The organism is Bacteroidota bacterium, assembly GCA_016720935.1.
Lineage (GTDB): Bacteria > Bacteroidota > Bacteroidia > AKYH767-A > 2013-40CM-41-45 > JADKJP01.
Window position 1 is genome coordinate 1 of sequence record JADKJP010000002.1, and the last position, 26044, is coordinate 26044.

Annotated in this window: 18 protein-coding genes and 1 tRNA gene; 6 read left to right on the top strand and 13 right to left on the bottom strand. The window is 41.6% G+C overall.

The genetic code is table 11. The annotated features are described in order from the left end of the window. Positions 1-26 precede the first annotated feature (26 nt). Both IPP86_00375 and IPP86_00380 read left to right on the top strand, forming a co-directional pair. Positions 27-473: a T9SS type A sorting domain-containing protein gene (locus tag IPP86_00375; protein MBL0136967.1), complete on the top strand. Its 447-nt coding sequence runs from the start codon at positions 27-29 to the stop codon at positions 471-473. Between the two features lie 432 nt (positions 474-905). After that, positions 906-1400 (top strand): hypothetical protein, encoded by a 495-nt coding sequence (locus IPP86_00380; protein ID MBL0136968.1) that lies wholly within the window; start codon positions 906-908, stop codon positions 1398-1400. 101 nt (positions 1401-1501) lie between these two features. Here IPP86_00380 and IPP86_00385 read toward each other — a convergent pair whose 3' ends face one another. The 4 genes from IPP86_00385 to IPP86_00400 all read right to left on the bottom strand — a co-directional run bounded on the left by IPP86_00385 (position 1502) and on the right by IPP86_00400 (position 7751). Next, the gene (locus IPP86_00385) at positions 1502-3775 is read right to left on the bottom strand and encodes a PAS domain-containing protein (protein ID MBL0136969.1); all 2274 of its coding nucleotides are present in this window, start codon (positions 3773-3775) and stop codon (positions 1502-1504) included. A 309-nt stretch (positions 3776-4084) separates the two neighbouring features. Continuing rightward, positions 4085-6454: a CotH kinase family protein gene (locus IPP86_00390; GenBank protein ID MBL0136970.1), complete on the bottom strand. Its 2370-nt coding sequence runs from the start codon at positions 6452-6454 to the stop codon at positions 4085-4087. A gap of 200 nt (positions 6455-6654) precedes the next feature. Continuing rightward, a tRNA-Ser gene (locus IPP86_00395) sits at positions 6655-6742 on the bottom strand. Positions 6743-6812: 70 nt separating this feature from the next. Then, positions 6813-7751 carry a CPBP family intramembrane metalloprotease gene (locus IPP86_00400; GenBank protein MBL0136971.1) on the bottom strand — a complete coding sequence of 313 codons (939 nt, stop codon included), beginning with the start codon at positions 7749-7751 and terminating at the stop codon, positions 6813-6815. 285 nt (positions 7752-8036) lie between these two features. Between IPP86_00400 and dusB the strand changes: the two genes are divergently transcribed. Then, positions 8037-8975 carry a tRNA dihydrouridine synthase DusB gene (gene dusB / locus IPP86_00405; GenBank protein ID MBL0136972.1) on the top strand — a complete coding sequence of 313 codons (939 nt, stop codon included), beginning with the start codon at positions 8037-8039 and terminating at the stop codon, positions 8973-8975. Between the two features lie 44 nt (positions 8976-9019). On the opposite strand, the gene IPP86_00410 is transcribed toward dusB, so the two are convergent. Both IPP86_00410 and IPP86_00415 read right to left on the bottom strand, forming a co-directional pair. Continuing rightward, positions 9020-9988: an asparaginase gene (locus IPP86_00410; GenBank protein ID MBL0136973.1), complete on the bottom strand. Its 969-nt coding sequence runs from the start codon at positions 9986-9988 to the stop codon at positions 9020-9022. A gap of 121 nt (positions 9989-10109) precedes the next feature. After that, complete coding sequence (locus IPP86_00415; protein ID MBL0136974.1) at positions 10110-10880, bottom strand: TatD family hydrolase; 771 nt, start codon at positions 10878-10880, stop codon at positions 10110-10112. A 215-nt stretch (positions 10881-11095) separates the two neighbouring features. Here IPP86_00415 and IPP86_00420 point away from each other — a divergent pair, with 215 nt between their 5' ends. Further along, positions 11096-12031, top strand: a complete 936-nt coding sequence (locus IPP86_00420; GenBank protein MBL0136975.1) for a glycosyltransferase family 9 protein — start codon at positions 11096-11098, stop codon at positions 12029-12031. Positions 12032-12128: 97 nt separating this feature from the next. Here IPP86_00420 and IPP86_00425 read toward each other — a convergent pair whose 3' ends face one another. The 3 genes from IPP86_00425 to IPP86_00435 form a co-directional block, all read right to left on the bottom strand. Beyond that, the gene (locus IPP86_00425) at positions 12129-14066 is read right to left on the bottom strand and encodes a KUP/HAK/KT family potassium transporter (GenBank protein MBL0136976.1); all 1938 of its coding nucleotides are present in this window, start codon (positions 14064-14066) and stop codon (positions 12129-12131) included. Between the two features lie 133 nt (positions 14067-14199). Continuing rightward, entirely contained in the window at positions 14200-14715 is a 516-nt protein-coding gene (locus IPP86_00430) for an acyl-CoA thioesterase (GenBank protein ID MBL0136977.1), read from the bottom strand. 24 nt (positions 14716-14739) lie between these two features. Further along, on the bottom strand, positions 14740-16677 hold the full coding sequence (locus IPP86_00435) for a KUP/HAK/KT family potassium transporter (protein ID MBL0136978.1): 1938 nt from the start codon (positions 16675-16677) through the stop codon (positions 14740-14742). 139 nt (positions 16678-16816) lie between these two features. Here IPP86_00435 and mnmG point away from each other — a divergent pair, with 139 nt between their 5' ends. Both mnmG and IPP86_00445 read left to right on the top strand, forming a co-directional pair. Continuing rightward, positions 16817-18691 carry a tRNA uridine-5-carboxymethylaminomethyl(34) synthesis enzyme MnmG gene (gene mnmG, locus IPP86_00440; protein ID MBL0136979.1) on the top strand — a complete coding sequence of 625 codons (1875 nt, stop codon included), beginning with the start codon at positions 16817-16819 and terminating at the stop codon, positions 18689-18691. A gap of 30 nt (positions 18692-18721) precedes the next feature. Beyond that, positions 18722-19606: a class I SAM-dependent methyltransferase gene (locus IPP86_00445; protein MBL0136980.1), complete on the top strand. Its 885-nt coding sequence runs from the start codon at positions 18722-18724 to the stop codon at positions 19604-19606. A gap of 7 nt (positions 19607-19613) precedes the next feature. Here the strand turns inward: IPP86_00445 and IPP86_00450 are convergent, their stop codons facing one another. The 4 genes from IPP86_00450 to IPP86_00465 all read right to left on the bottom strand — a co-directional run bounded on the left by IPP86_00450 (position 19614) and on the right by IPP86_00465 (position 26039). After that, positions 19614-20753, bottom strand: coding sequence for a response regulator (locus IPP86_00450; GenBank protein ID MBL0136981.1), 1140 nt, complete (start codon positions 20751-20753; stop codon positions 19614-19616). Between the two features lie 78 nt (positions 20754-20831). Then, the gene (locus IPP86_00455; protein MBL0136982.1) at positions 20832-21683 is read right to left on the bottom strand and encodes a protein-glutamate O-methyltransferase CheR; all 852 of its coding nucleotides are present in this window, start codon (positions 21681-21683) and stop codon (positions 20832-20834) included. Between the two features lie 26 nt (positions 21684-21709). Continuing rightward, a complete protein-coding gene (locus IPP86_00460) occupies positions 21710-25471 on the bottom strand; it encodes a response regulator (GenBank protein MBL0136983.1) in 3762 nt (1253 codons plus the stop codon). A gap of 13 nt (positions 25472-25484) precedes the next feature. Beyond that, entirely contained in the window at positions 25485-26039 is a 555-nt protein-coding gene (locus tag IPP86_00465; GenBank protein ID MBL0136984.1) for a YfiR family protein, read from the bottom strand. Between the last annotated feature and the right edge of the window lie 5 nt (positions 26040-26044).

The window sequence follows — 26044 nt, forward strand, 5'->3', positions numbered from 1 at the left end:
CGCAAAGTTCTCAGCAAAATTTCTACATGGGCTCTTATGATAAAGGCCTGGTGAAAAAAGAGGGATTTTATTATTACCATTGGAACACAACTAACAGCAACATGCCCGATGACATTGTATTCACGGTTGCCATCGAAAACAGCGGCATTATCTGGTGTGGTACAGAAACACATGGTGTCGTGCGTTTTGACGAAAGTCAATGGCTTGGACTTCCTCCTGTTCTGGAATACGATCCGGTGAGTGTATATCCAAACCCATGCAAGCAGTTGGTAAATATTATTCCGAATGGAAAGTCAGTGTACTCTGTTCGTGTGAGGGATTTGTCAGGCGAAATAAAATTCTTGCAAAAATTTTCCAGTCCTGTTTCATCTTTCAGCCCGATTGATCTTTCTTCTCTTCCTGCAGGAGTTTATTTTGTTTCGGTTGATCTCGGAGATAAGTCGGTGACGAAAAAACTAATTAAAGTCGAATAATTATTCTCATTGTCCATATTAATTGATTGGATTGCTTTGAGATTTTGATTAAACCTTTGCCGTAACAGCTGTATTCTAAATACTGTTATATCTGTTTTTGAAGAGTTCTAATTTCATTACCATGAAACGGTTTCTTCTTCTCTTTTTCTTTTTTGTTGTTCGGGTTTCATTTTGCCAGATTCCAAATCGTAATATGAAAAATTCGGATGGTAGCCCTATTGCACGTGAAGGACCGGATTCGGATCAAATCTTTGGAAATGATATTGCGAAAGATTCTGACACAGAAAATACTCAACCTTGGCTAAATTTCACCCTTCGGCTATGGATCAGGAAATTCAATTTCACTGCCAGTTTGCTGTAGCGTCGATGTAAATTCACTGCTTATAAAAAATAAATCAACCGAATACAAACCTATTGAAATCCATTCTGAAAATGAAAACCAAATCAATCTTCCGTGCCATCACATTAATATTTTGCTCTATATTATTTTTTGCCTGTCCTTATGAATCAACAGTTCCTATTGACGAAGCCAATGTGAATACCGATCCGCAACTTCTCGGCACCTGGAAAAAAGAGAATACTGAAGACGAATCCATTGTTGTGACCGCTTTGGACAAAACCCATTATGCAATTGAAAAAATTGGAAAATCCGAAAACGGAACGGAGCACTACCAGGCTTTTGAATCCATTGTGAACGGATTTCATTTTCTGAACATTCAAAGAAAAGATTCCGCTGAGGGGGAACAAAAATATATGCTCTATAAAATTCTTGTCCGCGCCGACATTGTAACCCTCTCCGAAATCACAGACAATATCGACGAACAATTCTCCACCAGTGCTGCGCTTAAAAAATTCATCGCGGGAAATATGAAAAACTCATATTTTTTCAGTAAAGATGACCTTGTATACTTTAAAATTAAAAATTGACAAATCCGTTTGCCTGCGAGTGTCGTAATGAATCAATTATTAATAGCCCACCAGGAATTTATCTTGTCTATGTGCGCAAATTGAACTGTGGCTGCCTTACACTAAATCGATTCTTCTGAAGCCGGAATATTATTTTCGTTATACAAAGGCATCTCAAGCGATATGGTTGTTCCCTGTCCTCTCGCGCTTTTAATGAATATGTTACCACCAAATCCTGAAGCACGTTCTTTCATTCCCAGTAATCCCAGGGAGTTTTTTGTTTTCACCTCATCTGTATTAAATCCCTGACCATTGTCACTGACTGTAAGCAGGATTTTGTCTTCGGTGTGTTTAAATATTGTCACCACTTCCGAGGCATTTGAATGACGGGCGACATTTGTCAATGCCTCCTGGTATATCCTGAAAACACTTGTGGAAAGATCTTTGCTGAATTTTACTTTTCTGTTGTCCTGACCAGAAACTACTTTGGAATGGATATTTGTCCGGGTTTCGAATTCACGACTTTGCCACTGCAAGGCATCCTCCAAACCAAGATCATCCAGAATTCCGGGCCTCAATTCGGAACAAATTCGGCGAATTGATTGTACAGTATCTCCAATCAGGGCGATCATCCCATTTACTTTTTCTATCATTCCGCTATCGCTTTCCGTCAATTTTTTAGAAAGCCAGGATGCGTCCATTTTAAGTGCGGTGAGCTGTTGTCCGAGCTCATCGTGTAAATCACGGGCAATTTTTGTCCGCTCTTCCTCACGAATGGATTGAAGATGTGTGGTTAATTGCCGCAATTCCAGATTCGACCTTTGTAATTCTTCTTCCGCCCTCTTTGATTCCGTGAAATCGGTAAGCGTACCATTCATGATAAATGTGCCATCCGGCTGAAGGGATGTGAAGGAACTGCTATTCACCCATTTGATTTCGCTGGTATGCGCATCTACCAAACGGAAAGAGCTGTTGAAATAACCGGGAGATTTTATACTGAGGCCAACCTCTTCCTTTACCCGAGCGCCATCTTCGGGATGAATTTGTTGAGAGAATTTTGAAAAATCGCTGCAAATTTCATCCACTGTAATTCCAGCGAGGGTAAATATGTTTTCACCTACAAAATTGCAGTGTCGTTTACCCAATAGATCCACGGCAAACTGAAAAACCACGCTGGGCATGGAGGAACTGATTTCGCGTATTTGCTGATCCTTCTTTTTAATTTGCATTTCGGCATAAACGCGATCGGAAATATCCTGTACTGTCCCAAGTGAACGGATCGGTTCACCCTCCGGGGTATAGATTGTTTCGCAACGTTCCTGTACATACTTTATCCTTCCATCGGGGAAAACTAATCTGTGGACCAGCTCATAAGGGGTATGATTCTTTACCGAGTCCGTGTAAATCTTATCGACCATTTCACGCTCCTGAGGATGAATCAGGTTAAGAAAAGCCTCATACGATGCCGGGCTTTTATCCGGGGCCATTTCAAAAATTCGGAACACTTCCGCGGACCAGTGTAATTGGTTTTTTTGAATATCCAATTCCCAGCTTCCTGTTTTTGCAATCCGCTGTGCTTCGTTTAACAGAGCTTCGCTGCGTTGAATTTCTGATTCATGAGCCTTGCGTTTGCTAATGTCTCGCGCGATCGATAACACGGCAACCACCTCATCCCCGGAATTTCGTAACGGAACAGCATTCATTTCCATCCAACGTTTGGTTCCTTTAAGTCCGGTTATTGAAAACTCGAGTATGCCGGATTCGCCATTGAACACCCTTTCTCCCAAATCAAGAAATTGTTTTTTGAAAGCGTCATCGATTAGTGTCAACACTTCACATCCCTGAATATCTTTTAAACTATCCGCTTCAATCATTTCTATCCCTGCAGGATTTATGTCCAACAATTTAAAATCGCGATCCAACAGTTTAATACATTCGGGTTCAGAATCAAAAATAGCCCGTAAACGGTTTTCACTTGCAGCAAGCCGTTCTTCTGCCTTCTTCTTTTCGGTAATATCACGAAAAATGATCGTGATTCCGTTATCTGAGGGATAGAAATTATTTTCAAACCATCGATCAAGAGGCTCATAATAATACTTCATATGAACATGTTGTCGATTCTCCATGGAATTGCGTAGGGAGGTCTCAATCGCAGAACCTTTCATGTCAGGATAATTTTCCCAAAAACTTTTACCAATCAGATCTTTGGGCTCGCGATTTAAAAGCGCCCCGGCGATCTTGTTTGTATAAATATTGATCCAGTTCTTATCCAGAACCGCTAAGCCGTCAGAAATACCGTCAAGGATTTTCCTCAGATCATAACCATATTCAATTAATTTGGATTCATGATTAAGATCTTTTTCGCCCAATTGTTTCTGAAAATTCGGATTTTTCATTTCGGCTTAGTTTATCACTAGTAAAAGAAACAAAATTATATTATTGCTCATCTTAAATATTAAGAACATATGAACCATTCGTTGATGAAATCGGAAAAAAACGAAAGTCTTCGGTTAGATCGGTAAACCGTGTCATCAAAAACTGAAAACATACACCAGACATAAAAATTCAAGGGTTTTACCCAAGGGAAAAATTATTCCTGGAAAATAATATATTAATGCAATCCGAAGAAAGTACTCTAATATACCCGATTTCTTCCCTAAATGCAAAACCCAATTCAGGGAACAAGAGAACAAAAGCAATGATTCCTATAACACAACAAGTTTTCCATATTGAATTATCCCTCCCTGTGAATTGAGGGTAAAGAAATAAACACCCTTTTTCTTCGCGGTGTATTCAAATTTTATCCTTCCTTCTTCTATCTCCTTTTGATCGACAATTTTTCCGGAGATATCGTAGACATTAAACAATACAGGCGCGTTGCTCAGATTTTCTCCTTCGAAATAAAAAATTCCTGTTGATGGATTGGGATAACATCTTATTGTGTTTTTCATTGCTGCATTTTCCAAACCAGTAGTTATCGGAACACACAGTCCGGGAATGTTTGCGTCAAGCCATTGCAAACGAAGGCTTATCCACGACTTCAGTGTATCCAGCTCCGCATCATAAGTAGTAGCAACAGGATCTAATTCCGGTGCGGGACCGCTCATTCCTAAAATTGGCCATTGCTGAAAATGTCTTACCTGCGCATTTTGTACGAGGTTGTGGACGCTGTCTATAATCGCAAAAATGTAACCGGTATCCAGAATCGTTGATCTGTATTCTTCGTATTGGCAACGAAGTTCATTGTTAAAGGAGCTGTCTTGCAACATTCGCACATACCATCCGCATGAATAATTATCCGTTGGACAATCATTCACATGATGCGCCCATCCCGAACCGTCCCTCACTTCAAACATCAAACAACCATAAAGGTTTTTCCATGCCCAGTCAAAATCCCAGACCGGACCGGCTTTTAATTTACCTCCGTTTGAATCTTTGTCTTTGTAAAAAAACACACTCTTTTTAAAACCATCATTATTTCTTGCCAATTCATTGACGATAAAATAATCAATAAAAGATTTCGTGTCTAGATACTTTCTATAGCCAATTGATGTGTCTGCAAAGTTTGCACTGTACAGTGCGTCTTCGAGGCTATCCACATATGTCGCGATATATGATCGTTGTTGCGGAAGAATGGAATCTAATTTCGGATATTCATAAACAAAATGTACATCAAAACCCGGATGATCAATAGGAGAATAGTTTGATTGAAAACTATTGTTAGCATCCCAATAGTTTTGTTGCAAAATATAACCACCGGTCAGCTCATTGCCCGTACTGTCTGCTGTTGTCAGCTTAGCAATATTCACACGATTCTGATCGCGTTTAATTTTCTCACAGAAAAGATAGATTCCTTTGTATAAACTGTCGACAAGCACTTCACACAGGCGTGTTCGGGGAGCATAATTTCCCATCTCTTCAAACAAACGATAAGCCAAAACATTTCGCACCAAAGAGCGATCATTATAGTTAGATATTAATGACCAGTCATTGTCTGCGGGCATGTCGAGTATCGGGACATTGTTGTTTGCTCCGCTTGCAGTGCGGGTTTCAAGACCATAGGCATGCTGAGGATATCCTAAAGATGAAGCGCCGCGCAGTTCTATTCCGATTGATCCGCTGTATTCATTCGCGCTGTCTGTCAGATATGTCAATGCAACAGGACCGTTGTATTTAATATCCATCAGGGCATTGATCTTGGTATTTTCAACTATCGTTTGACCGAGAGTATTGATCATCACAATCGGCAGTTCTGTGCTGTCAAGGCTGATTTTACCCAAGTCTCTTGCGCAGAGTCTAAAAGTTCCCGTTGAGCCACCATAGCCCCATACCTGAATGTATAACAACTGGCCCGGAGTAAGATCATGAAAAAAGAGTATGGAAAAATATCCGTTACCATTACTGTTTCCGTCATCATCACATCCCATTGATCGGAGATTGGTACAAGTGCTATCGGCCCATACTGCGATGCCGGTATCATTAATACTTCCGCTATCCGTCGCGACACTGACGCTTCCTGAAGGAGGAACCAGGAGAGAAAACCACACATCACCCCCGTTATAATTCGCGCAGCCTGCATTTATTCCTGATCCTGCAAATCCTGTATTATCGGATAAAATGCATTGACCCGTATCAATTGGAATGGCAACACATGGATGAGTTCCGGGAACAGCGATTCCGTTACAGTCACCTGTTGTTGAAAAGACATTTCCTGTTGTTGGAAAAGGTCCGTTAGCAAAGCGAAGATTCCATGCTGCATCATAAAGTTGATACGTATTTTCCTCTTCGTAAGCTCCGGCAGTATATACCATTTCAAAAACATCGCCCTGGCAAACAACAACTGTTGCCGAACTCGCGAAATTTGCCGCGCTATAATTCCCTGCAGAAACACCATTGATAAATACTTCCAATGATCCTCCGTTCCATCCATCACCATAACTATCGTGCATAGTCAAAACATAATTGCAGCATTGTGTTTTTGCAGTAGTAGAATAGAAAAATAAGACGAACAGAAGAATATATCTGATCGCATTTTTAAATGCAAGGGAGAGCCGATTGAATTTTAATTCAGACATAAAATTTTAAAATGTATTTCTGCTTGAAAGAATCGAATAAGATTTTTTACAATATCTGAAATATATTCATTTTAAATTATCGCCTAATCTGCCTGATGCATGGCGACCATCGCACAAAAAAAAGAGTCAGTTTCAGTTTCCGTACGAGTGATCAGAATTTTCTGAAAACACGCTCTGAAACTAACACTGACTCTGTAACGCGGAGAGGGTGGGATTCGAACCCACGAGACCCTTTTGGAGCCTACACACTTTCCAGGCGTGCTCCTTCGACCACTCGGACACCTCTCCGGGACTGAATTTTAACAAAAAACAGCCAAAAATGGCCGTTTCCGTTTAAAAGGGGCACAAAGATAGTCAATCAATCCGCTGAAAGCAACCGCTTTTTCGTTTCGGTACGGTAAATCAGAAAGAGCAAAGCGGCAGTAAGAAGTGTACTGATCAATACACTCATCACTTCTCCTTCACGGGTTCCAACCGCATCCACATCGATCGTCGACATTTGTTGCTGATAGAGATAAGTAAAAATGATCGCGCTTGCGTTGTTTACAAAATGCGCGAGGACAGACAACCACAAACTTCCGCTCCACACAAACAGATAACCGAGCATCGCGCCTAATAATAAACGCGGAACAAAACCGTAGAACTGCATGTGCATCGCGCTGAAAAGAAATGCTGCCATCCATACACCTACATGCACGTTCTTCGCCCAGCCTGTAAATATTTTTTGAACGATACCGCGGAACAATAATTCCTCTCCAAATGCCGGAATCAACGCGACCATAAACAAGTTGAAGAACATGTCACTCAGCGAAGGCATCGCCAGAAATGCTTTTGTAAGTTCCGCCGCTCTGTCTTCAGACTCACGCATCCAGTCTTCCACTGATTTCAGAAAACCCGGTAAATGCATCGTGCCGTTTAATTCACCAAGGAAATTTATCAGTGGCACTGATATCATCAGACAAACAATCACCATGAAGGCGGATGGCAAGGAGGCACTTTTGTTCACACCAAGAAAACGTGTCGGCTCCGCGTCGATCAGATACGCAATAATAAACGGCGGCACCACAAATGTGCCGATGGCGGAAACCGTTTGTACCAGTTTCAGGATCGATATCGCCCTGGGATCTGAGAGATTCCCGAGCAGCGTCTGCATCTCGGCCATGCTAATACCATAAATGGCGGAGCAAAGCAGTGTGCTCACCAATGTAAAAAACACCGCCGACAACAATATTATCCCTACCGAAATGAGAAATTTCGAATAATAAGTATTGTTCGCCCAAATTGCCTTGAAACTCATCTTGTTGTACCTTTGCCGACTTAGAACGCCGGACCGCGAAGATAGAAAGAAATAGGGACGAGGGGCGGGGGACGAGGGACGGTATAAGGTATAAGGTATAAGGTATAAGGTATAAGGTAAAAGGATGGGATATAAGTTAATTATTGAATTCGCGGATATGCAATACCTGACCATTCGTAGCAAATAAGAAATTACCCAGCCCCACTAACCACTAACCACTAAGCACTAAAAAAAGTGAAAATCGGAAACATCATCCTACCGGAATTCCCGTTGTTGCTCGCTCCCATGGAGGATGTGAGTGATCCGCCATTCCGGTATGTCTGCAAAATGAATGGCGCGGATGTGATGTATACCGAATTTATTTCAAGCGAAGGATTAATCCGTGATGCTGCAAAAAGTGTGATGAAGCTGGATGTCTTCGAATATGAACGACCTATTGGTATTCAACTTTTCGGCAGTGAAATAGAATCCATGATCGAAGCCGCTGAAATCGCCGAACAGGCAAAACCGGATCTGATCGATATCAATTACGGTTGTCCGGTGAAAGCCGTTGCCTGCAAAGGCGCAGGTGCCGCTTTATTACAGGATGTTCCGAAAATGGTTCAAATGACAGAGGCTATCGTGAAAGCGGTTAAACTTCCGGTCACGGTGAAAACTCGTCTGGGTTGGGATGATAGCACAAAAAATATTGTCGAAGTCGCGGAACGCTTGCAGGACATCGGTATACAGGCGCTCACTGTTCATGGACGAACACGCAAACAAATGTACAAGGGTCCGGCCGACTGGACATTGATCGGTGAGTTGAAAAACAATCCGCGAATTCATATTCCTATTTTTGGCAACGGTGATGTTGATTCACCTGAACGTGCTCTGGAAATGCGCGATCGTTACGGAGTAGACGGAGTAATGATCGGAAGGGCCAGTATCGGCTATCCCTGGATCTTCAATGAGATCAAACATTTTTTCAAGACCGGAGAAAAACTTTCATTGCCTACCATTGAACAGCGCGTGGATGTTTGCCGTACGCACTTTAATAAATCTCTGGAATGGAAAGGTCCGCGTGTCGGCATTTTTGAAATGCGCCGGCATTACAGCAATTACTTCAAAGGCCTCGATCATTTTAAAGATTACAGGACACGTCTGGTTACTCTCGAAAACATCGATGAAATTCATGGTGTGCTCGACGAGGTTCTGGATCGCTACAGCGAAGTACCTACTGCCTGATTAATATTTCCTTTGCCCCAATGGGGCGAAAAAAAATCGCAAACTCATTTCCCGGAAATCTCACCCTGCAAATCCATCTGCAACATTTTCTGAACTTCCCTCCTGCTCAGGTTTTGTCCGAGTAAAAACATCAGCTTGGTAAGCGCGGCTTCTGTCGTGATGTCTCTTCCGCTGATGACACCGATTTCTTTCAACTGCATACTCGTTTCGTATTTTCCCTGATCAACAGTTCCTCCACTGCATTGTGAAACATTGAGCAGAATGATTCCACGACGAATGGCATTATCGAGCACACTTACAAAAGCCGGATCCGTTGGCGCATTGCCACTGCCATAAGTTTCGATGATCGCCGCACGCAGACCGGCCGTACGAAGCGTCGCGTCGATTACGTCGTTGTGAATCCCCGGGTAAATTTTTAATAATGCAATGTTGGTGTCGAAACCGCCCTGTACTTTGAATTTATTTTTTGACTTCGTCCGAATAAAATCGTCATTAAAAACAATGTTGACGCCGGCATCCGCGAGCGGAGGATAGTTGCTCGACTGAAATGCGTCAAACTTACTCGAAGTATATTTTTCCGAGCGATTGCCGCGATACAATTGATTGCTGAAATAAATGCAAACTTCCGGTACTACTCTGTCGGAAGATGCAATCTCTATACTCGTTATCAAATTACGGCGGGCATCGGTGCGAATCACACCGACAGGCAATTGAGAGCCCGTGAGAATAACCGGTTTGCCCAAATTCTGCAACATGAAACTCAATGCCGATGCCGTATACGCCATGGTATCGGTTCCATGGAGGATCACAAAACCATCGTAGCTCTTGTATTTCTTTTCAATAATTCCGGCCAGCTCTTCCCAGAAAGCAGGCTGAACATTGGAGGAATCAATCGGTTTGTGAGATGCATGAAAATCAATTTTGCAATTGAGATGCAGAAGCTCGGGAACCTGTCGGATAATTTCTTTGAAATTAACGGGAACCAATGTCTGGTTACGATGCTCTTTCATCATCCCGATGGTTCCACCGGTATAGATGATGAGGATTCTTTTTGACTTACGTTTGAGCAATTTGCTTGAGTTTTTTTTTCGCGCAAAGACGCAAAGGGCGCAAAGGGTTTGTGCGAGACTATTTTTACATGCTGAATATTTTCCGGGAGTTGTCTGTGGTGATGACGGCAATTTCGTCTACCGTTTTACCGTGGAGTTGCGCTAATTTTTCCGCAACCAGTTTGAGATAAACGGGAAGATTTCTTTTTCCTCTGTTGGGTGTGGGTGCAAGATAAGGTGCATCTGTTTCCAGTACAAGATGACGGAGATCAATGTTCTCCACCACTTTATCCAGACCTGAGTTTTTGAAGGTAAGCACCCCTCCTATTCCAAGATAAAATCCCAGGTCGATCGCGCGTTTTGCCTGGTCCTCTGTTCCTGTGAAACAATGAAAAATTCCATAGGGTTCTTCTTTCTTTGTTTCAAGGAGTAAATCATAAATCATTTCGAAACTTTCCCTGGAATGAATCACGATCGGCAGTTTGTAGTGATTGGCCAGTTTCACCTGTCTGCGGAAGGCTTCCTTTTGTTCCTCCACAAATGTTTTGTCCCAATACAGATCAATCCCCATTTCCCCTACCGCTGCAAATTTCCGTTTCGCCAGCCAGTCTTCCACAATTTTCATCTCCGATTCCCAGTTTTCTTTAACCGAACAAGGATGCAGACCCATCATTGGAAAACAATGCTCCGGAAATTTTTGCTCCAGCTCCAGCATGCCTTCAATGGAAGCGGCCTCTATGTTTGGCATAAAAAACCGTGTCACACCTGCCCCAATAGCCTCCCTGATCAGTTGTTCGCGATCCGCGTTAAACTCATCGGCATACAAATGGGTATGGGTGTCGGTGAAGATGGCCATAAATATTCCTGCAAAGATGGCAAAGATTTCCTTGCTTTTCTTTACGATCTTTGCGGTCTTTGTCTGAAACAAACCCATTGCCTAAATTCCTCATCATCCGTTTTTCTTCCATCGGGGACATCGTTCTTACGACGCCGGTGATTCGTTGTCTGAAACAACAGGTTCCGGATGCGGAGGTGCATTATCTGACGAAACGTTCTTTTGCTTCGGTATTGATGGGCAATCCCTACATTGACAAATTGTATTTCCTGGAAGATAATTTTGTGGAAATCCTTTCGGAACTAAAAAGGGAAAATTACGATGCCGTTATCGATCTTCATCACAACCAACGAAGCCTCCGCATAAAAGTGGCATTAGGGAGAAAGAGTTTTTCATTTCACAAATTGAATATTGAAAAATGGCTGCTTGTAAATTTTCACATCGACAAACTTCCCCGTGTACACATCGTCGATCGTTATCTTGAAACTGTCAATTCATTCGGAGTAAAAAATGACGGGAAGGGGCTGGATTATTTTATTCGTCCGGAAGATGAAAAGGTTTTGGAGAAATTGCCTCCTGGTTTTAAAAATAAATACATCGCATTCGTAATCGGTGCGAAGCATTTTACCAAACAATTGCCGATAGAAAAAATCATCAGTATCTGTAAAAAGATAAACTATCCTGTGGTTTTACTCGGTGGACCAGAAGACCAAATTAAAGGCGCTGAAATAGCTGCTCAGCTTGGAGAAAAAGTTTTTGATGCGACTGGAAAATATTCTTTGAATGAATCCGCGGCTATCGTAAAACATGCGCTCCGGGTAATTTCACACGATACCGGATTGATGCATATTGCCGCCGCTTTTCAAAAAGAAATTATTTCGGTTTGGGGAAATACGGTGCCGGAGTTTGGGATGTATCCTTATAGGGGGACAAGGGACGGGGGACGGGGGACGGATTTTTTAGGGACGAGGGACGGGGTGAGTCGAGAGTTGGGAGTTGGGAGTAAGGAGTTGAGGCCCGGCGAATTTGCTGATGGTATTTTTGAAGTAAAAGGTCTTTCGTGCAGGCCTTGTTCCAAGATTGGGTTCACGAAATGTCCGAAGAAACATTTTCGGTGCATGATGGATCAGGACGAGGTGGAAATTGCCCGTCTGGCGAATGTTGAAGTGTGATTGACGTTATTGTTTTTCGGATTCCGACTTCTTTATCTTCTATGATAAATGAAAATAAATTCATTTATTAAAATAATAAATGAATGATCCTTGCTCATCAACGACGGCGGCGTAGTTGGATGTCCCTTACGTTACTGACAATAAGTGGAACTTTTTCAATCACGACAGAACTTGTATCCAATCCAAATGCTCTTTCTTCTGAAAGGGTAAATGGTTTTAACGTGAAATACATATCCATGATGATTTTTTCAAACGCAGGGAGTTCATTTTCGTAACTTAAAAACTTCTCCATCACCACGAAGCGGAAGTCGCCAACCATGTGTTTTCTTCCCAGGGATTCATATCTGGAGGTGATATCGACCTCCATATTTCTTACCATGTCCTCAACTACCATTCGGAACATTCGATTGATACGAGGTTCCACTCTGAAACCGAGCATAAAGTCGACCCTGAAAATATTCCCTTTAACGAGTTCGGTAACTTTATAATCTGTCGTGTAGGGTTCATCCAGAACATCAACATGTACAAACCAATACACATCGGCTCGTTTTGGCTGTTTCTGCAAAATTGAATACACCACTTTTGCCTCGATTTCTTCGACCATATTTGCACTAGTAAGGTAAACCAGATGAGTGGAGTATTTGGGGATAGAAAAATCATGGCTTAGGTCTCTGATTAATTTCAGATAATCCTTCAATTTAACGAATTCAACGAATCGATTTCTGATTTTTCTGGCTGCATACCACGCCCACATGAGGGAAATCAGGGCAAAAGCAATCAATAATGTTAACCATCCGCCGTGAGGAAACTTATCGAGATTTGCAACGAGGAACGATAGTTCAGGAATTAAAAACAAAAGCAACATTCCTACTATCAGGATAGGAGAAACTCTTTTTATGTAGAGATAATAAGCTAAAAGGGAAGTCGTACTAAGCATCGTAATGATGATTGCAAGACCATATGCGGCTTCCATTCTTCCCGATTCTTTGAAATAAAGTACAATGCCAATACATCCTGCAAGCAACAACCAGTTTGCTGAGGGAACATACAATTGTCCCCGAAAATTTGTTGGGTAGACAATTCTGGCTTTCGGCCAAAAATTCAGCCGGATTGCTTCGTTAACCAGGGTAAATGAACCGCTAATTAATGCTTGAGAAGCAACTATAGCAGCCATTGTTGCTACAATAATTCCGGGAATGACCCACCAGTTTGGCATCATTGCAAAAAATGGACTTTCGTCCATCAATTGTCCTCCATCATTTTGCATTAACCAGGAGCCTTGCCCAAAATAATTAAGAAGCAACATGGTTTTAACAAATATCCAACTGATTCGTATGTTTTTTCTCCCGCAGTGACCAAGATCACTGTAAAGCGCTTCTGCTCCGGTAGTGCAAAGAAATACAGCGCCCAATAACCAAAATCCACCAGGATATTGTGTAACAAGATGTATTGCATAATATGGATTCACCGCTTTAAGCACAGAAGGATATTGTGCGATTTCGACAGCGCCCAATACACCAATCATAACAAACCAGGTGAGCATAACTGGTCCAAAAAAACGGCCTACAAAATTTGTTCCGAATTGTTGAATAACAAAAAGTGAAGTGATGATTGCAATAACAATGGGAATTGTTGGGATTTCCGGATTATAAATACGCAACCCCTCTATTGCAGATGAAACAGAAATTGGAGGGGTAATAATCCCGTCTGCCAGCAGTGCGGATCCCCCGATAATTGCAGGCCATACCAACCACTTTGTTTTTGTTCGTCTAACAAGAGCATACAATGAAAAAATTCCCCCCTCACCTTTATTGTCAGCTCTTAGGGTGAGAATTACATACTTGAAGGTTGTTTGTAATGTGAGTGTCCAGAAGATGCAGGAAATTCCTCCAAGTACCAGTGTGCTGTTGATCGGATGTTTCCCGATTATAGCCTTCATTACATATAATGGCGAGGTTCCTATGTCTCCATAGATTATCCCCAAAGTAATAAGTAATCCGGCTGATGTGACTTTATTAATAGTGTTGTGGCTCATTTAGCTTTTGCGATACGTGCCATTAAGGTTAGTGGGGAAGAAATGTCTGCATCTTTATAAACTACTATTTCGAATTAAAATTCGGGTTAAGGAATTTTATTAAACGAATATGGAATGAAACCTGATTTCATGATCATTGAAACAATGCTTTTAACTCAGTAGCATCTTGGGGTTTCATTTTACCGGCCAGAATAAGAGACAACTGTCGACGGCGAAGGGCGCCATCGTAGCGTTTCTTTTCTTCTTCGGACTCCGGCATCAGCTGTGGTACGTTGATGGGGTTGCCCAGCTGATCAACAGCAACAAAAGTATAAATAGCCTCATTGCATTTTTTCTTTTCGCCTGTATTATTGTTTTCCACCCACACATCAATGAATACTTCCATAGAGCTCGTAAATGCGCGGGATACTTTAGCTTCCAGGGTCACTATTTCCCCAAGTCGGATAGGCTGGTTAAATGACACATTATTTACCGACGCTGTTACTACCACTCTGCCACAGTGCCTATGGGCTGCAATTGCTGCCGCAATATCCATCCAATGCAACAACCTTCCTCCCATCAGATTTCCAAGCGTGTTGGTGTCGTTAGGAAGGACGAATTCTGTAAGAATGGAGTAGGACTCTTTTGGGGTTTTTGTTTTAACAGACATTTAATAGCTGGATTAAGTGGGGGTTCAAGAGAGGCGTTTCAATGGTAATTCATGTATTGGAGCAACAACCATTGGTACTTTTTCAACGGTAACAGAACTCGTATCCAAGCCAAATGCCCTTTCTTCGGCAAGACTAAATCTTTTCAGGAAAAAATAGACGTCCATTACAAGCTTTTCGTCAAAGGGGAGGTCGTTTTCATAAGATAGAAATTTTTCCATGACGACAAAACGAAAATCTCCGATAAGGTTCTTTCTCCCCAAAGATTCGTAACGTGAAGTAATGTCTACCTCAAAGTTCTTCACAAGATCTTCTACAACCTTACGGAACATCAGGTTTATTCTTGGCTCGACCCGGAATCCCAGACGAAAATCGACACGTATAATATTTCCTTTAATTAATTCTGTTACTCTGTACTCCATTGTGTATGGCTCATCCAGGACATCAACATGTACAAACCAATAAATATCGGCACGCTTTGGTTGTTTTTGTAAAATTGAATAGATGGTTTTTGCTTCTATCTCTTCGCGCTGATTCGCACTGGTGAGATAAACGAGATGTGTTGCATATTTTGGAATTGAGAAATCATGACTCAGGTCTCTAAGAAGATTCAGATACTCTTTCAGCTTGACAAATTCTACAAACCTGTTTCGAATTTTCCTTGCCCTGTACCAACTCCACATGACAAGAATAATCACCGCGCTGATGAGAAAGCTGACATAGCCTCCGTGAATAAATTTACTGAGGTTTGCCGCAAGGAAACTGAATTCGAGTGTAAAATAGGTAAGAACAAATAACAAGATAAGTGCCCTGTTGTACTTTTTCAAAAACATGAAAAAGGCCAGCAGGGTTGTTGTCATTAACATATCAATATTAATCGTTAGGCCATATGCCGCTTCCATGTGTGTTGAGTCTCTGAAATACAGAACTACAGCAACACAACAGACATACAAAATCCAGTTAATTGAGGGGATATATATCTGCCCTTTAAGATCAGTAGGAAATTTTGTTCGAACCTTTGGCCAGAAATTGAGACGCATTGCTTCGTTGATTAACGTAAAGGATGCGCTAATAAGTGCCTGACTTGCAACTATAGCTGCCAATGTCGCTACAATCAATCCAATCCAACGAAAATAATCCGGCATGATTGAGTAAAAAGGATTCTTTTCCTGAAGCAATTGTCCCTCATTGGCAATCAACCATGCGCCTTGGCCAAAGTAATTTAAAAGCAACATGAGTTTCACAAAGCCCCAACTGAATCGAATATTTCTTTTTCCACAGTGTCCCAGGTCGGAATAGAGCCCCTCCGCTCCTGTCGTGCACAAAAAGACTGCTCCAAGTAACCAGAAACCTCCGGGGTGTTGAGTTAGTAAACTGTATGCGTAATAAGGATTAATTGCTTTCAGAATTTCAGGATGATTACCGAGAGAGAAGACTCCCAATACTCCCAACATTCCAAACCACACGAGCATTATTGGCCCAAAGAAACGTCCAACGAATCCTGTTCCGAATTGCTGAATGGTAAATAGAATCGTAAGGATCGCGATTACAATGGGAACGGTATCAATCTTATCATTGAAATATCTTAGACCCTCCACAGCAGATGAAACGGAAATTGATGGTGTAATTATTCCGTCAGCGAGCAGGGCGCTTCCTCCTATAATAGTAGGAAATATTAACCATTTTACTTTTATCCTTCTTACCAGTGTATAGAGTGAAAAAATTCCACCCTCACCCTTGTTGTCAGCACGTAGGGTAAGAATTACATACTTAATTGTTGTCTGCAAACTAAGGGTCCAGAAAATGCATGAAATACCTCCCATCACCACATCCGCATTGATAGGAGTTTTACCAACTATGGCTTTCATTACATAAAGTGGCGATGTACCTATGTCGCCATAGATAATCCCAAGTGTAATTAATAGACCGGCGGCAGAAATTCTGGTGTGTAGATCCTTGCTCACTAAAAAAAAATCAGCAAACAAAAGTAAGAATTCGTCAATTGGACTGGGGGTTTCAGGTTTATTTTTCTTTAAAATATTGCTGTAAACCCCTTCTCTAACTGATGTATTGTTATTACTTACCTTTGTATCTTAAATAATCATGGAAGCGAATTACGATATCATTGTTGTTGGAGCCGGACATGCGGGCTGTGAAGCTGCTGCCGCAGCGGCGAATATGGGTTCACGTGTATTGTTGATCACGATGAACATGCAGACAATCGCCCAGATGTCTTGCAACCCGGCTATGGGAGGCATTGCTAAGGGTCAGATTGTCAGGGAGATAGATGCTTTGGGTGGTTATTCCGGGATCGTTTCCGACGTTTCCATGATCCAGTTCCGCATGCTGAATCGATCTAAAGGTCCTGCTATGTGGAGTCCACGTACACAAAACGACCGGATGGTTTTCGCTCTTGAGTGGAGAAGAATGCTTGAAAATACTCCGAATGTGGATTTCTGGCAAGACATGGTTAGTGGCTTATTGACTGAAAATGAGCAAGTTGTTGGCGTAAAGACGGGGATGGGCATTGAATTCAAAGCAAAAGCTGTAGTGCTGACCAACGGGACTTTTTTGAATGGACTGATTCACATCGGTGAGAAAAATTTTGGCGGAGGTCGCACAGGTGAAAAAGCTGCAACCGGAATCACTGAACAATTGGTATCTCTGGGATTTCAATCCGGCCGAATGAAAACCGGTACCCCACCACGAATTGACGGACGTTCTCTTGATTATTCCAAAATGGAAATACAGGAAGGTGACGCGAAGCCTGGTAGATTTTCATATTTGGACACACCTGTACCAAGCGAACAAAGATGTTGTTGGATTACCTACACGAATGATGCAGTACACGACATCCTGAAAGAAGGATTTGAAAAGTCGCCGATGTTTGCGGGGAGGATACAAGGGCTTGGTCCCAGATATTGTCCTTCGATCGAAGATAAAATCAATCGTTTTGCTGAGCGGGATCGTCACCAGCTTTTCGTGGAGCCTGAAGGATGGAATACAGTGGAGATTTATTTGAATGGGTTCAGTACATCCTTACCTGAGGATGTACAAAACCGTGCACTGAAACAAATACCCGGTTTTGAAAAGGCCAAGATGTTTCGTCCGGGTTATGCTATAGAATACGATTATTTTCCGCCACAGCAATTGAATCTAACCTTAGAGACAAAGCTAATCGCTAATTTATACTTTGCCGGTCAGATTAATGGTACCACAGGTTATGAAGAAGCTGCCTGCCAGGGCTTGATGGCAGGAATGAATGCCCATCTTAAGATCAACAGCAAAGATCCTTTTGTTTTAAAGAGATCCGAAGCCTATATCGGCGTCCTGATCGATGATTTGGTTACAAAAGGAACAGATGAGCCATATAGGATGTTTACGTCCAGAGCAGAGTTCAGAACTTTACTCCGCCAGGACAATGCCGATATTCGTCTTACACCCGTAAGTCATCGTCTCGGACTTGCTTCTGAGGAGCGAATGGCCCTTGTTGGAAGAAAAGTGGAGGAAACAGAAGCCTTGATCACCTTTCTGAAAGAATATTCTGTTCAACCCGATGCGATTAATACCGTTTTAGCTGAATTAGGAACAGATGTAATCAGGCAAAAGGTCAAATTAAACGGAATCCTGCTTCGTCCACAGGTGAATATTCAGGATTTGATTCAAAATATCGAAGATTTACAAGAATTTACAGGGAAAATAGCCCCGGAAATTCGTGAGCATGTTGTAGAACAAGCCGAAATTTTGATGAAATACGAGGGTTATATTGAAAAAGAATTCGACATTGTGTCAAAATTCGAGCGCCTGGAAGAAGTTCGTCTTAAGGACGACTTTGATTATCACAATCTGTCTTCCTTGTCAATCGAAGCTCGTCAAAAGCTAAGTAAAATAAAGCCGCGTACTTTGGGTCAGGCTTCCAGGATCAGCGGGGTTTCTCCTGCAGACATTTCAGTCTTGATGGTGTACCTGGGGCGCTAATGTTTCACGTGGAACATTCATCAGAAAAAAATGGAGATCTTAAGAGAGTGCCCGGTCTGCAATGGACAATCCTTTGAAAATTTTCTTAAATGTAAAGATTATACGGTCTCCCAAGACCTTTTCCAGATCGTAAATTGTACCACATGTGGATTCAAATTCACAAATCCTCGTCCGGATGCGAATGAAATAGGTCGTTATTACGAGAGTGCGGAGTATATCAGTCATTCCAATTCAAAAAAGGGTTTAATTAATAAGATCTATCAGGTCGTTCGTAAAAGAGCTATCGACGGGAAGATTGCATTGATTAATAAAGAGGCAGGACAATTGGAAAAATCAATCCTTGATATAGGATGCGGTACAGGAGAATTCCTTTCTGTGTGTAAAGAAAAAGGTTGGAAAACCAAGGGTATTGAACCGAATGACAATGCCCGTGCTCAAGGAATAAAAAATTACTCTTTGGATATTGAAGGCGAAGAGGCTTTGAAGGACCTTGGCAGTCAATTCAGCGTTATATCGATGTGGCATGTGTTGGAACATGTTCATCAGCTGAATGATCGCGTAAAACAAATCTATTCACTTCTTCAGAGTGGGGGAAAGGCTATTATCGCTGTCCCTAATTATACTTCTGATGACGCGAACAGGTATAAAGAATACTGGGCAGCTTATGATGTTCCAAGACATCTTTATCATTTCTCTCCCGAGATTATCAAGAAAATATTTGCTAAGGAAGGAATGAAACACATGCGCTCATTGCCGATGGTATTTGATTCGTTCTATGTTTCGATGCTTAGCGAGAAATACCTGAATGGTAAGAACAATCTTCCATCAGCATTTATTAACGGTTTTCGTTCAAACATGGCAGCAAAAAAGAATCCGGAAAAATATTCCAGTGTAATCTACATTTTTGAAAAATAATCCGGACTTACTTTTTCCAAGTGAAGGTGAATGAGGAGCCTTCTCCAAATTCTGATTTCACGGTTACTTTGCCTTCCTGTTGTTCCACGATCTTTTTCACTATCGTTAAACCGATACCGGTACTTTCACATTTATCCTTTGACTGAAGCGTCTGAAAAATTCCAAAGATCTTTTCCTGGTGTTCCGGCTTAATTCCATTACCATTATCGGTAACCGTGAATTCGTAATAATCACCAAGATCTTTAAAGTCGACCTTCACAATACAATCTTCCTTCGAATTGTATTTAACGCCGTTTGAAATCAGATTTTGAAATACCTCGTGTAACTTAATTTTTTCGGCATATATTACTGGTAATGAGTCAGATACCTCAAATCTGCAATTTTCAGGAGGAGCAAGTAGATCTATAATGCTGTTAATCAATTCTTTGAGATTAACCGATTCTCTTTCTGTCTTCGTATTGCCCATACGAGAGTAGTGAAGAATGCCGTCTATCAACTGTTGCATTCTACCGGTCCTGCTTTTCATCATATTCAGGAGATCCACAACTTCCTGTTTAGGTTTATCGCCCAATTCATCCTCAAGAAAAGATGCAAGACTGGCTAGGCCACGTAATGGCGCCTTTAAATCATGCGAAACGATGTATACAAATTCATCTAGTTGTTTATTGGTAGAAATCAGTTTGTCATTAAACTCTTTTAATTCTACACGCTGACGATAAAGTTTTTCGAAAACGCTGACTTTTGCCTTCACTACATTTACATCTAAAGGCTTATGAAGAAAATCTACGGCGCCTTCCTGGTAACCTTGCATGGCAAATTTTTCATCCTTGCTTATCGCCGTCACAAAAATGATTGATATGTCTTTTGTTCTAGAGTTTTCAGCAAGTAAACGTGCGACTTCAAAACCATCCATTTCCGGCATTTGAACATCGAGAAGAATCACGGCTATTTCTTTTTCCAATGCAATACGAAGTGCTTCGTTTCCACTCAGCGCTTTAAAAATTGTTCTGTTCTCATTCTCCAGAATGCTCTCTAAAGAAATCAGGTTCTCCTGACGGTCGTCAACTATGAGGATATTTACGGGTGCGATTTTCCGCGATCCTTCATTCGTTTCCGTACCTGTGTGTTGTAAAACTTCTGTGTGCATGATTCTGTGTGCTTGGGAAAACTTCAAAATACAATTTAATCAGTAATAGAATTTTGTGTGATTAATTTCTACCAGTTCTTACAGTTTTTGAGCTGAAAAAACAACCTTTCTGTATATCTTCTCTTCTTTGTCAACGATTCCAAAATTTTTTCGCTGTCCGTTAAACAGCAGATTTTCCTTATTTCCGATAGCCAGATAACCCAGATTATTCAAACTCTTATTGAATAAATCAACTACCCGACCTTGCAAATCACGATTAAAATATATCAAAACATTTCTGCACAAAATCAGATGAAACTCATTGAAACTATGATCCGAAACCAAATTGTGTGGAAAGAACGACACATTCTTTTTCAGAAAATCATGTATCCGGGCACCGTTATTCGTTGCTTCATAATAACAGGAGAAGTCCTTTCTTCCTTCGGCCTTCCTGTAATTATGAGTATAGTGTCTGATTTGCTCGAACGAATAAATTCCCTCCGAAGCAGTCTTCAAACAGGTTTCATTCATATCTGTTGCATAAATTTTTGTTTTATGTAGCAAATCCAATTCGTGCAACAGGATAGCGAGTGAATACACTTCCTCTCCTGTCGAGCATCCCGCATGCCATATTTTAATTGATGGGTAAGTCGCAAGAAATGGAAAAACTTTACGTGTAAGGGAAACAAAAAAGGATGGATCCCTGAACATCTCCGTAAAATTGACAGTAAGGGCTTCTGTTAATTTCACGTGAAACATTTTTTGCATTTTCAGTTTGTCAATCAGTTCTGACGGGCTTGAGATCTTCTCTTTTAACAGAAAATGATGCAGCCTGCGATCAATGGTTGATCTCGCATAATCTGAAAAGTCATATCCATGCCTTTCCTCCAGGTGGGAGAGGACAGCATTGATCGATTGTTCAGAATGTACTGTGGTCACGATATTGCTCATGTGTTCCGAAACGTAATCTTTTGTAATCACCCTTTGTATAACCACACTCTCATCAATGATAAGAGTTGATCAGTATTGACCGGCTTTGAAATATAATCCGATGCTCCGCATTGGATACATTTTTCTCTATCTCCCACCATTGCTTTTGCTGTTAACGCAATAATTGGGAGGGCGTGGGTCTGCTTGTTTTTTCTGATTTCCTGCATCGCCTGGTAGCCATCCATTTCAGGCATCATTATGTCCATCAATACAATTTCAATTTCAGGATGCTGTTCCAGCTTGGATAAAGCATCCTTTCCATTGATTGCAGTAATCACACGCATGTTCTGACCTTCAAGAACACTGCTCAGGGCATAAATATTCCGCATGTCATCGTCAACCAGCAAAACATTGCGGCCAAGAAGCATGTCTTCCATCATGGCAGGGATTTTGAATCCCGGCTGATCACCAGACTGTTCTTTAACAGAATGCAAAAAATGTTCTGTCTCACTTATCAAACGATCCAGTGATTGTCCATTCTTCAAGACAATTGCTTCCGACCATTTGCTCAATTGCTTCTCCTGATCTTCATTTATTTCAGAACCGGTAAATATGATAACCGGCGTGGCAGAATGGGTCGGATCAGATTTTATCCTTTCAAGAAGCGAAACACCTTCTTCCTGTCCATTCCCAAGATCCAAATCAAGTATTATGCAATCAAATTTCGCCCCTGTCAATAGTTGTTCAGCCTCTTGCGTATTTATTGCTGAAAAGAATCTTGTTTGCTTGTTTTTTGAAAGAAGCAGGTTTTTTACAATGTCCTGCTGAATAATTGTGTCTTCTATGATCAAGACGTGACGGATTTCTTTTGAAATCTCTTTGTCGATGTCCTGGAAAGCCTTGTCGAGATCATTCTTTTCAAGCGGTTTCCGGAGGTACGCTGTTGCGCCCATTTCCAAACCGAGCTTCTGTCGGTCCATGGCCGACATGATGTGAATGGGAATGTGTTTGATCTTCTCGTTTTCACGAATTTTCTTTAAGACCGACCAGCCATCCATTCCTGGTAATTGCATGTCCATGATTATTGCCGCGGGATTGATTTCTTCCGCAAAGCGAAGTCCAACATCACCATGAGTAGCCACTACTGCTTTATAGTTTTTCTCATGCGCCATATCGAGAAGGATGCGTGCAAATTGTACATCATCTTCCACAATCAACAGAACAGGTTCTGATCCATCCAGACAATCCCTGTCGTCGGCAATCACCTGCGTTTCTGTGGCAAAGTTCATTCTGGATTCATTTCCGGGATCGGTTGGTCTCTGATCGACAGTGGTTGTAAGTGTATCTCCGGACGAATCAGAATTCAATGAATGAACAGGTATTTGTTTTGCGTCCAGGGGCAGATACATTGAAAACGTACTTCCTTTTCCTTGTTCAGAATGCAATTGCATTTCTCCTCCCAACATCGCAACCAGCATTTTACTAATTGACAATCCAAGACCTGTTCCGCCAAACTTACGATTGGTAGAGCCGTCGGCCTGTTGAAATGCTTCAAAAATCAGCTGTTGTTTTTCCAGAGGAATACCAATGCCTGTATCTGTGACGGAAAATTCAATTACATGACTGCTATTCAACAAATGCGGGTTCGTAAACTTCACTTGTCTGTCGGGTTGCTTAATGCGTAACAATACCTTCCCGCCCTGTGGAGTAAATTTGAACGCGTTCGACAACATGTTTTTGATAATCTGTTCGAGACGTACTCTGTCGGTCATAAAACGTTCAGGCAAATTCGAATGCTGTTCAATCTCATATTCGATTTTCTTTTCTCTTGCAAGTTCTGTGAACAAGGCGCGGAGATCTTCTTTCACCGTCTTGATCTCGGTGTCTTCAAAAATCAGTTCTACTTTCCCGGCTTCAATTTTGGATAAATCCAGGATGTCATTAATCAGAACAAGAAGATCGGTTCCACTTTTGTGAATTACTCGTGCGTATTCAACCTGTTTGTCGTTGAGGTTGCTGGCCTTATTCTCTGATAAAAGTTTCGCGAGAATCAAAACACTGTTGAGTGGTGTTCTGAGCTCATGAGACATGTTCGCGAGGAATTCTGATTTGTATTTGCTATTGAGCTCAAGCTCTTTTGCTTTAAGACTCAATGCTTCCCTGGCTTGTTCCAAAACTTCATTCTGATGTTCCAGTTCGTGTGTATTCTGTTTCAACTCGTGGTTACTTTGTTTCAGTTCTTCTTCCGAGGCCTGTAATAACTTGGACTGGTTCGAAAGTTCCTCGTTTGTCTGACGTAATTCCTCTTCCTGTGCCGACAATCTTTCCGCTTGTTTCTTGGTTTCGTCAAGCAGTCTGCGGGTAAGTGTATTCGCTTTTACAGAAGCTACTGTGGAGGCAATTGTTTCTCCGATGTTCTCAATGAAATCCTGTTTGTGACTCTCGAATTGGGTAAATGAAGCCAATTCAATTGCCCCATAAACAACACCGTGGTGTTTGAGGGGAATAATAACAACGTGCGATGCCGGCGATTCTCCAAGTCCGGAATTAATTGTTGCGTAGGCCGAAGGAGCGTTTTGCAAATAAATTGGAGTGCCCTGTTTAACAGATTGTCCAACCAGACCTTCTCCGATTTCTATACGTTTCTTTGCTTTTGCTCTTTCATCAAGCGCGTAACTGCCGTGTAATTCGATCCAGCTTCTGTTATCATATTCATTTGTTTCGAGCAAATAAATCGCGCCATGAAAAGCGGAGATATAATTCACAAGCATGGAAATTATTTCATCACTCAAACGAGCAATGTCATCGTTGTTTTCGCGAAGTACACCGTTAATTTGTTCGATACCGGTAGAGATCCAGTTCCGTTGTTTGTTGTCGTTATCGGCCTGTTGAAGACTGGCGCGCATTTGAACAAGAGCATTTCCGAGTTCGTCGTTTTCACCAAGGGGCTGAAATTCCACATTGAATTTTCCATCTCCGATGTTGTGCGCGAAACGCGCCGTGCGTTTCAGGCTATGCATTAGGGTTCTGACAGCTTCTGTCATTTGTCCGACAGCATTCTTTCTGGGCTCAAGATCCATTTCAGGAATTTCGCCTTTCCCCATCATGAGAATGTAATTCTTCAGTTTCATGGTAGGAACGATGATGTTGTTGGACATATAGAATGCCGCGATCAGCACAACGATCACAATCAAAATCGCGATACCAAGTACGCTCCACATAAGTGCACGTGAAGAAGCGCGCATTTGGTTATGTTCGAATTCCGCCTGCGCTTTTTTCTTGAGAATGACCTGATTGAGCTGCGTGATAATATTTGTACTTGCAGGGAGAATTTGATTTTCTATAATTTCTTCTGAAGAAAATTTCTTCATCGGGTCTTCGTAATCATCAAATGTGACCAGCGTGCTCATTATTTGTTTCTGATAAACCATCAGCTTCTCAAAATGTGTGAAAATCTGCTGGACGCTATCCGCGTTTTCCTGATCATTCCAAAGCGTCATCAGGGCAAGAATATTGCCCTTCAGTTCCGGATATTCAATTGCCTGTAATTCCTTGAGCTTTTCCTTGTCCTCTTTATTTCCCTGCAGGTAGACCCAGTTTGTAGTGTACATTTTTGCCTTGGTCACCAACAGGTTCATGTTTTCCAATGACTGAAGCGAGGGAATTTCCACAGTCATGATTTTCGTGGTGACATCCTGGTTTCTGGAAATGTTCAGGGAACTGTAAATGGCATTAAATACCGAGATACCAATTACAACGATGAACACGATGTAAATTTCCAGGTCTATTTTGTAGCTTTTCGATTTCATCGAGGCGATTTGCTTAGGGGTTGACAGATATTGCCAGGTTGCTCAATTGAGAAGAAATTTTTATTCCTCCGGCTTTGGCTGCACTCTGGTTGATTTCAAAACGAATTTTATTGTCTACGGTTAAAAGATTTATTGCCGCCCACTTTTGCGAATGGGCTGCTGATTCGGAAATAACAAGAAGTCCTCTAATGTGTTTTAAACGAAGCAGGTCTTCCGCTTTAAACTCAGTGTCTTCCGGAACAAAAATCATTTGACATTCCACATCTTCATTGGTTGCAAAAGTGATCACTTCAATTTTACGACCCTCATTCACTTTTTGAGCGATTACTTTCTTGAGTGATTCTGTGACTGGAGATTTTCCGATTACTCCAATTTTAAATGTGCTGGTTTCTTTTGCTTGCGGCCATTCAACATATTTTATAAAATTAAAGAGGAACATTGCCTTGATGTCGGCTTCGTTACTTTGTGCAAAAAGTCGGGATGAAGTCATACAAAGAATAAGTAAGCCGGCAATCCAATATCGGATCGCGGCTATTATTCTGCTATATGATTTTCTCCGGTTGTTCACTCGTC

Coding starts and splice junctions, on each gene's coding strand:
- IPP86_00375 (MBL0136967.1), top strand. CDS start 27: ATGGGCTCTTATGATAAAGGCCTGGTGAAAAAAGAGGGATTTTATTAT.
- IPP86_00380 (MBL0136968.1), top strand. CDS start 906: ATGAAAACCAAATCAATCTTCCGTGCCATCACATTAATATTTTGCTCT.
- IPP86_00385 (MBL0136969.1), bottom strand. CDS start 3,775: ATGAAAAATCCGAATTTTCAGAAACAATTGGGCGAAAAAGATCTTAAT.
- IPP86_00390 (MBL0136970.1), bottom strand. CDS start 6,454: ATGTCTGAATTAAAATTCAATCGGCTCTCCCTTGCATTTAAAAATGCG.
- IPP86_00400 (MBL0136971.1), bottom strand. CDS start 7,751: ATGAGTTTCAAGGCAATTTGGGCGAACAATACTTATTATTCGAAATTT.
- dusB (MBL0136972.1), top strand. CDS start 8,037: ATGGAGGATGTGAGTGATCCGCCATTCCGGTATGTCTGCAAAATGAAT.
- IPP86_00410 (MBL0136973.1), bottom strand. CDS start 9,988: ATGATGAAAGAGCATCGTAACCAGACATTGGTTCCCGTTAATTTCAAA.
- IPP86_00415 (MBL0136974.1), bottom strand. CDS start 10,880: ATGGCCATCTTCACCGACACCCATACCCATTTGTATGCCGATGAGTTT.
- IPP86_00420 (MBL0136975.1), top strand. CDS start 11,096: ATGGGCAATCCCTACATTGACAAATTGTATTTCCTGGAAGATAATTTT.
- IPP86_00425 (MBL0136976.1), bottom strand. CDS start 14,066: ATGAGCCACAACACTATTAATAAAGTCACATCAGCCGGATTACTTATT.
- IPP86_00430 (MBL0136977.1), bottom strand. CDS start 14,715: ATGTCTGTTAAAACAAAAACCCCAAAAGAGTCCTACTCCATTCTTACA.
- mnmG (MBL0136979.1), top strand. CDS start 16,817: ATGGAAGCGAATTACGATATCATTGTTGTTGGAGCCGGACATGCGGGC.
- IPP86_00445 (MBL0136980.1), top strand. CDS start 18,722: ATGGAGATCTTAAGAGAGTGCCCGGTCTGCAATGGACAATCCTTTGAA.
- IPP86_00450 (MBL0136981.1), bottom strand. CDS start 20,753: ATGCACACAGAAGTTTTACAACACACAGGTACGGAAACGAATGAAGGA.
- IPP86_00455 (MBL0136982.1), bottom strand. CDS start 21,683: ATGAGCAATATCGTGACCACAGTACATTCTGAACAATCGATCAATGCT.
- IPP86_00460 (MBL0136983.1), bottom strand. CDS start 25,471: ATGAAATCGAAAAGCTACAAAATAGACCTGGAAATTTACATCGTGTTC.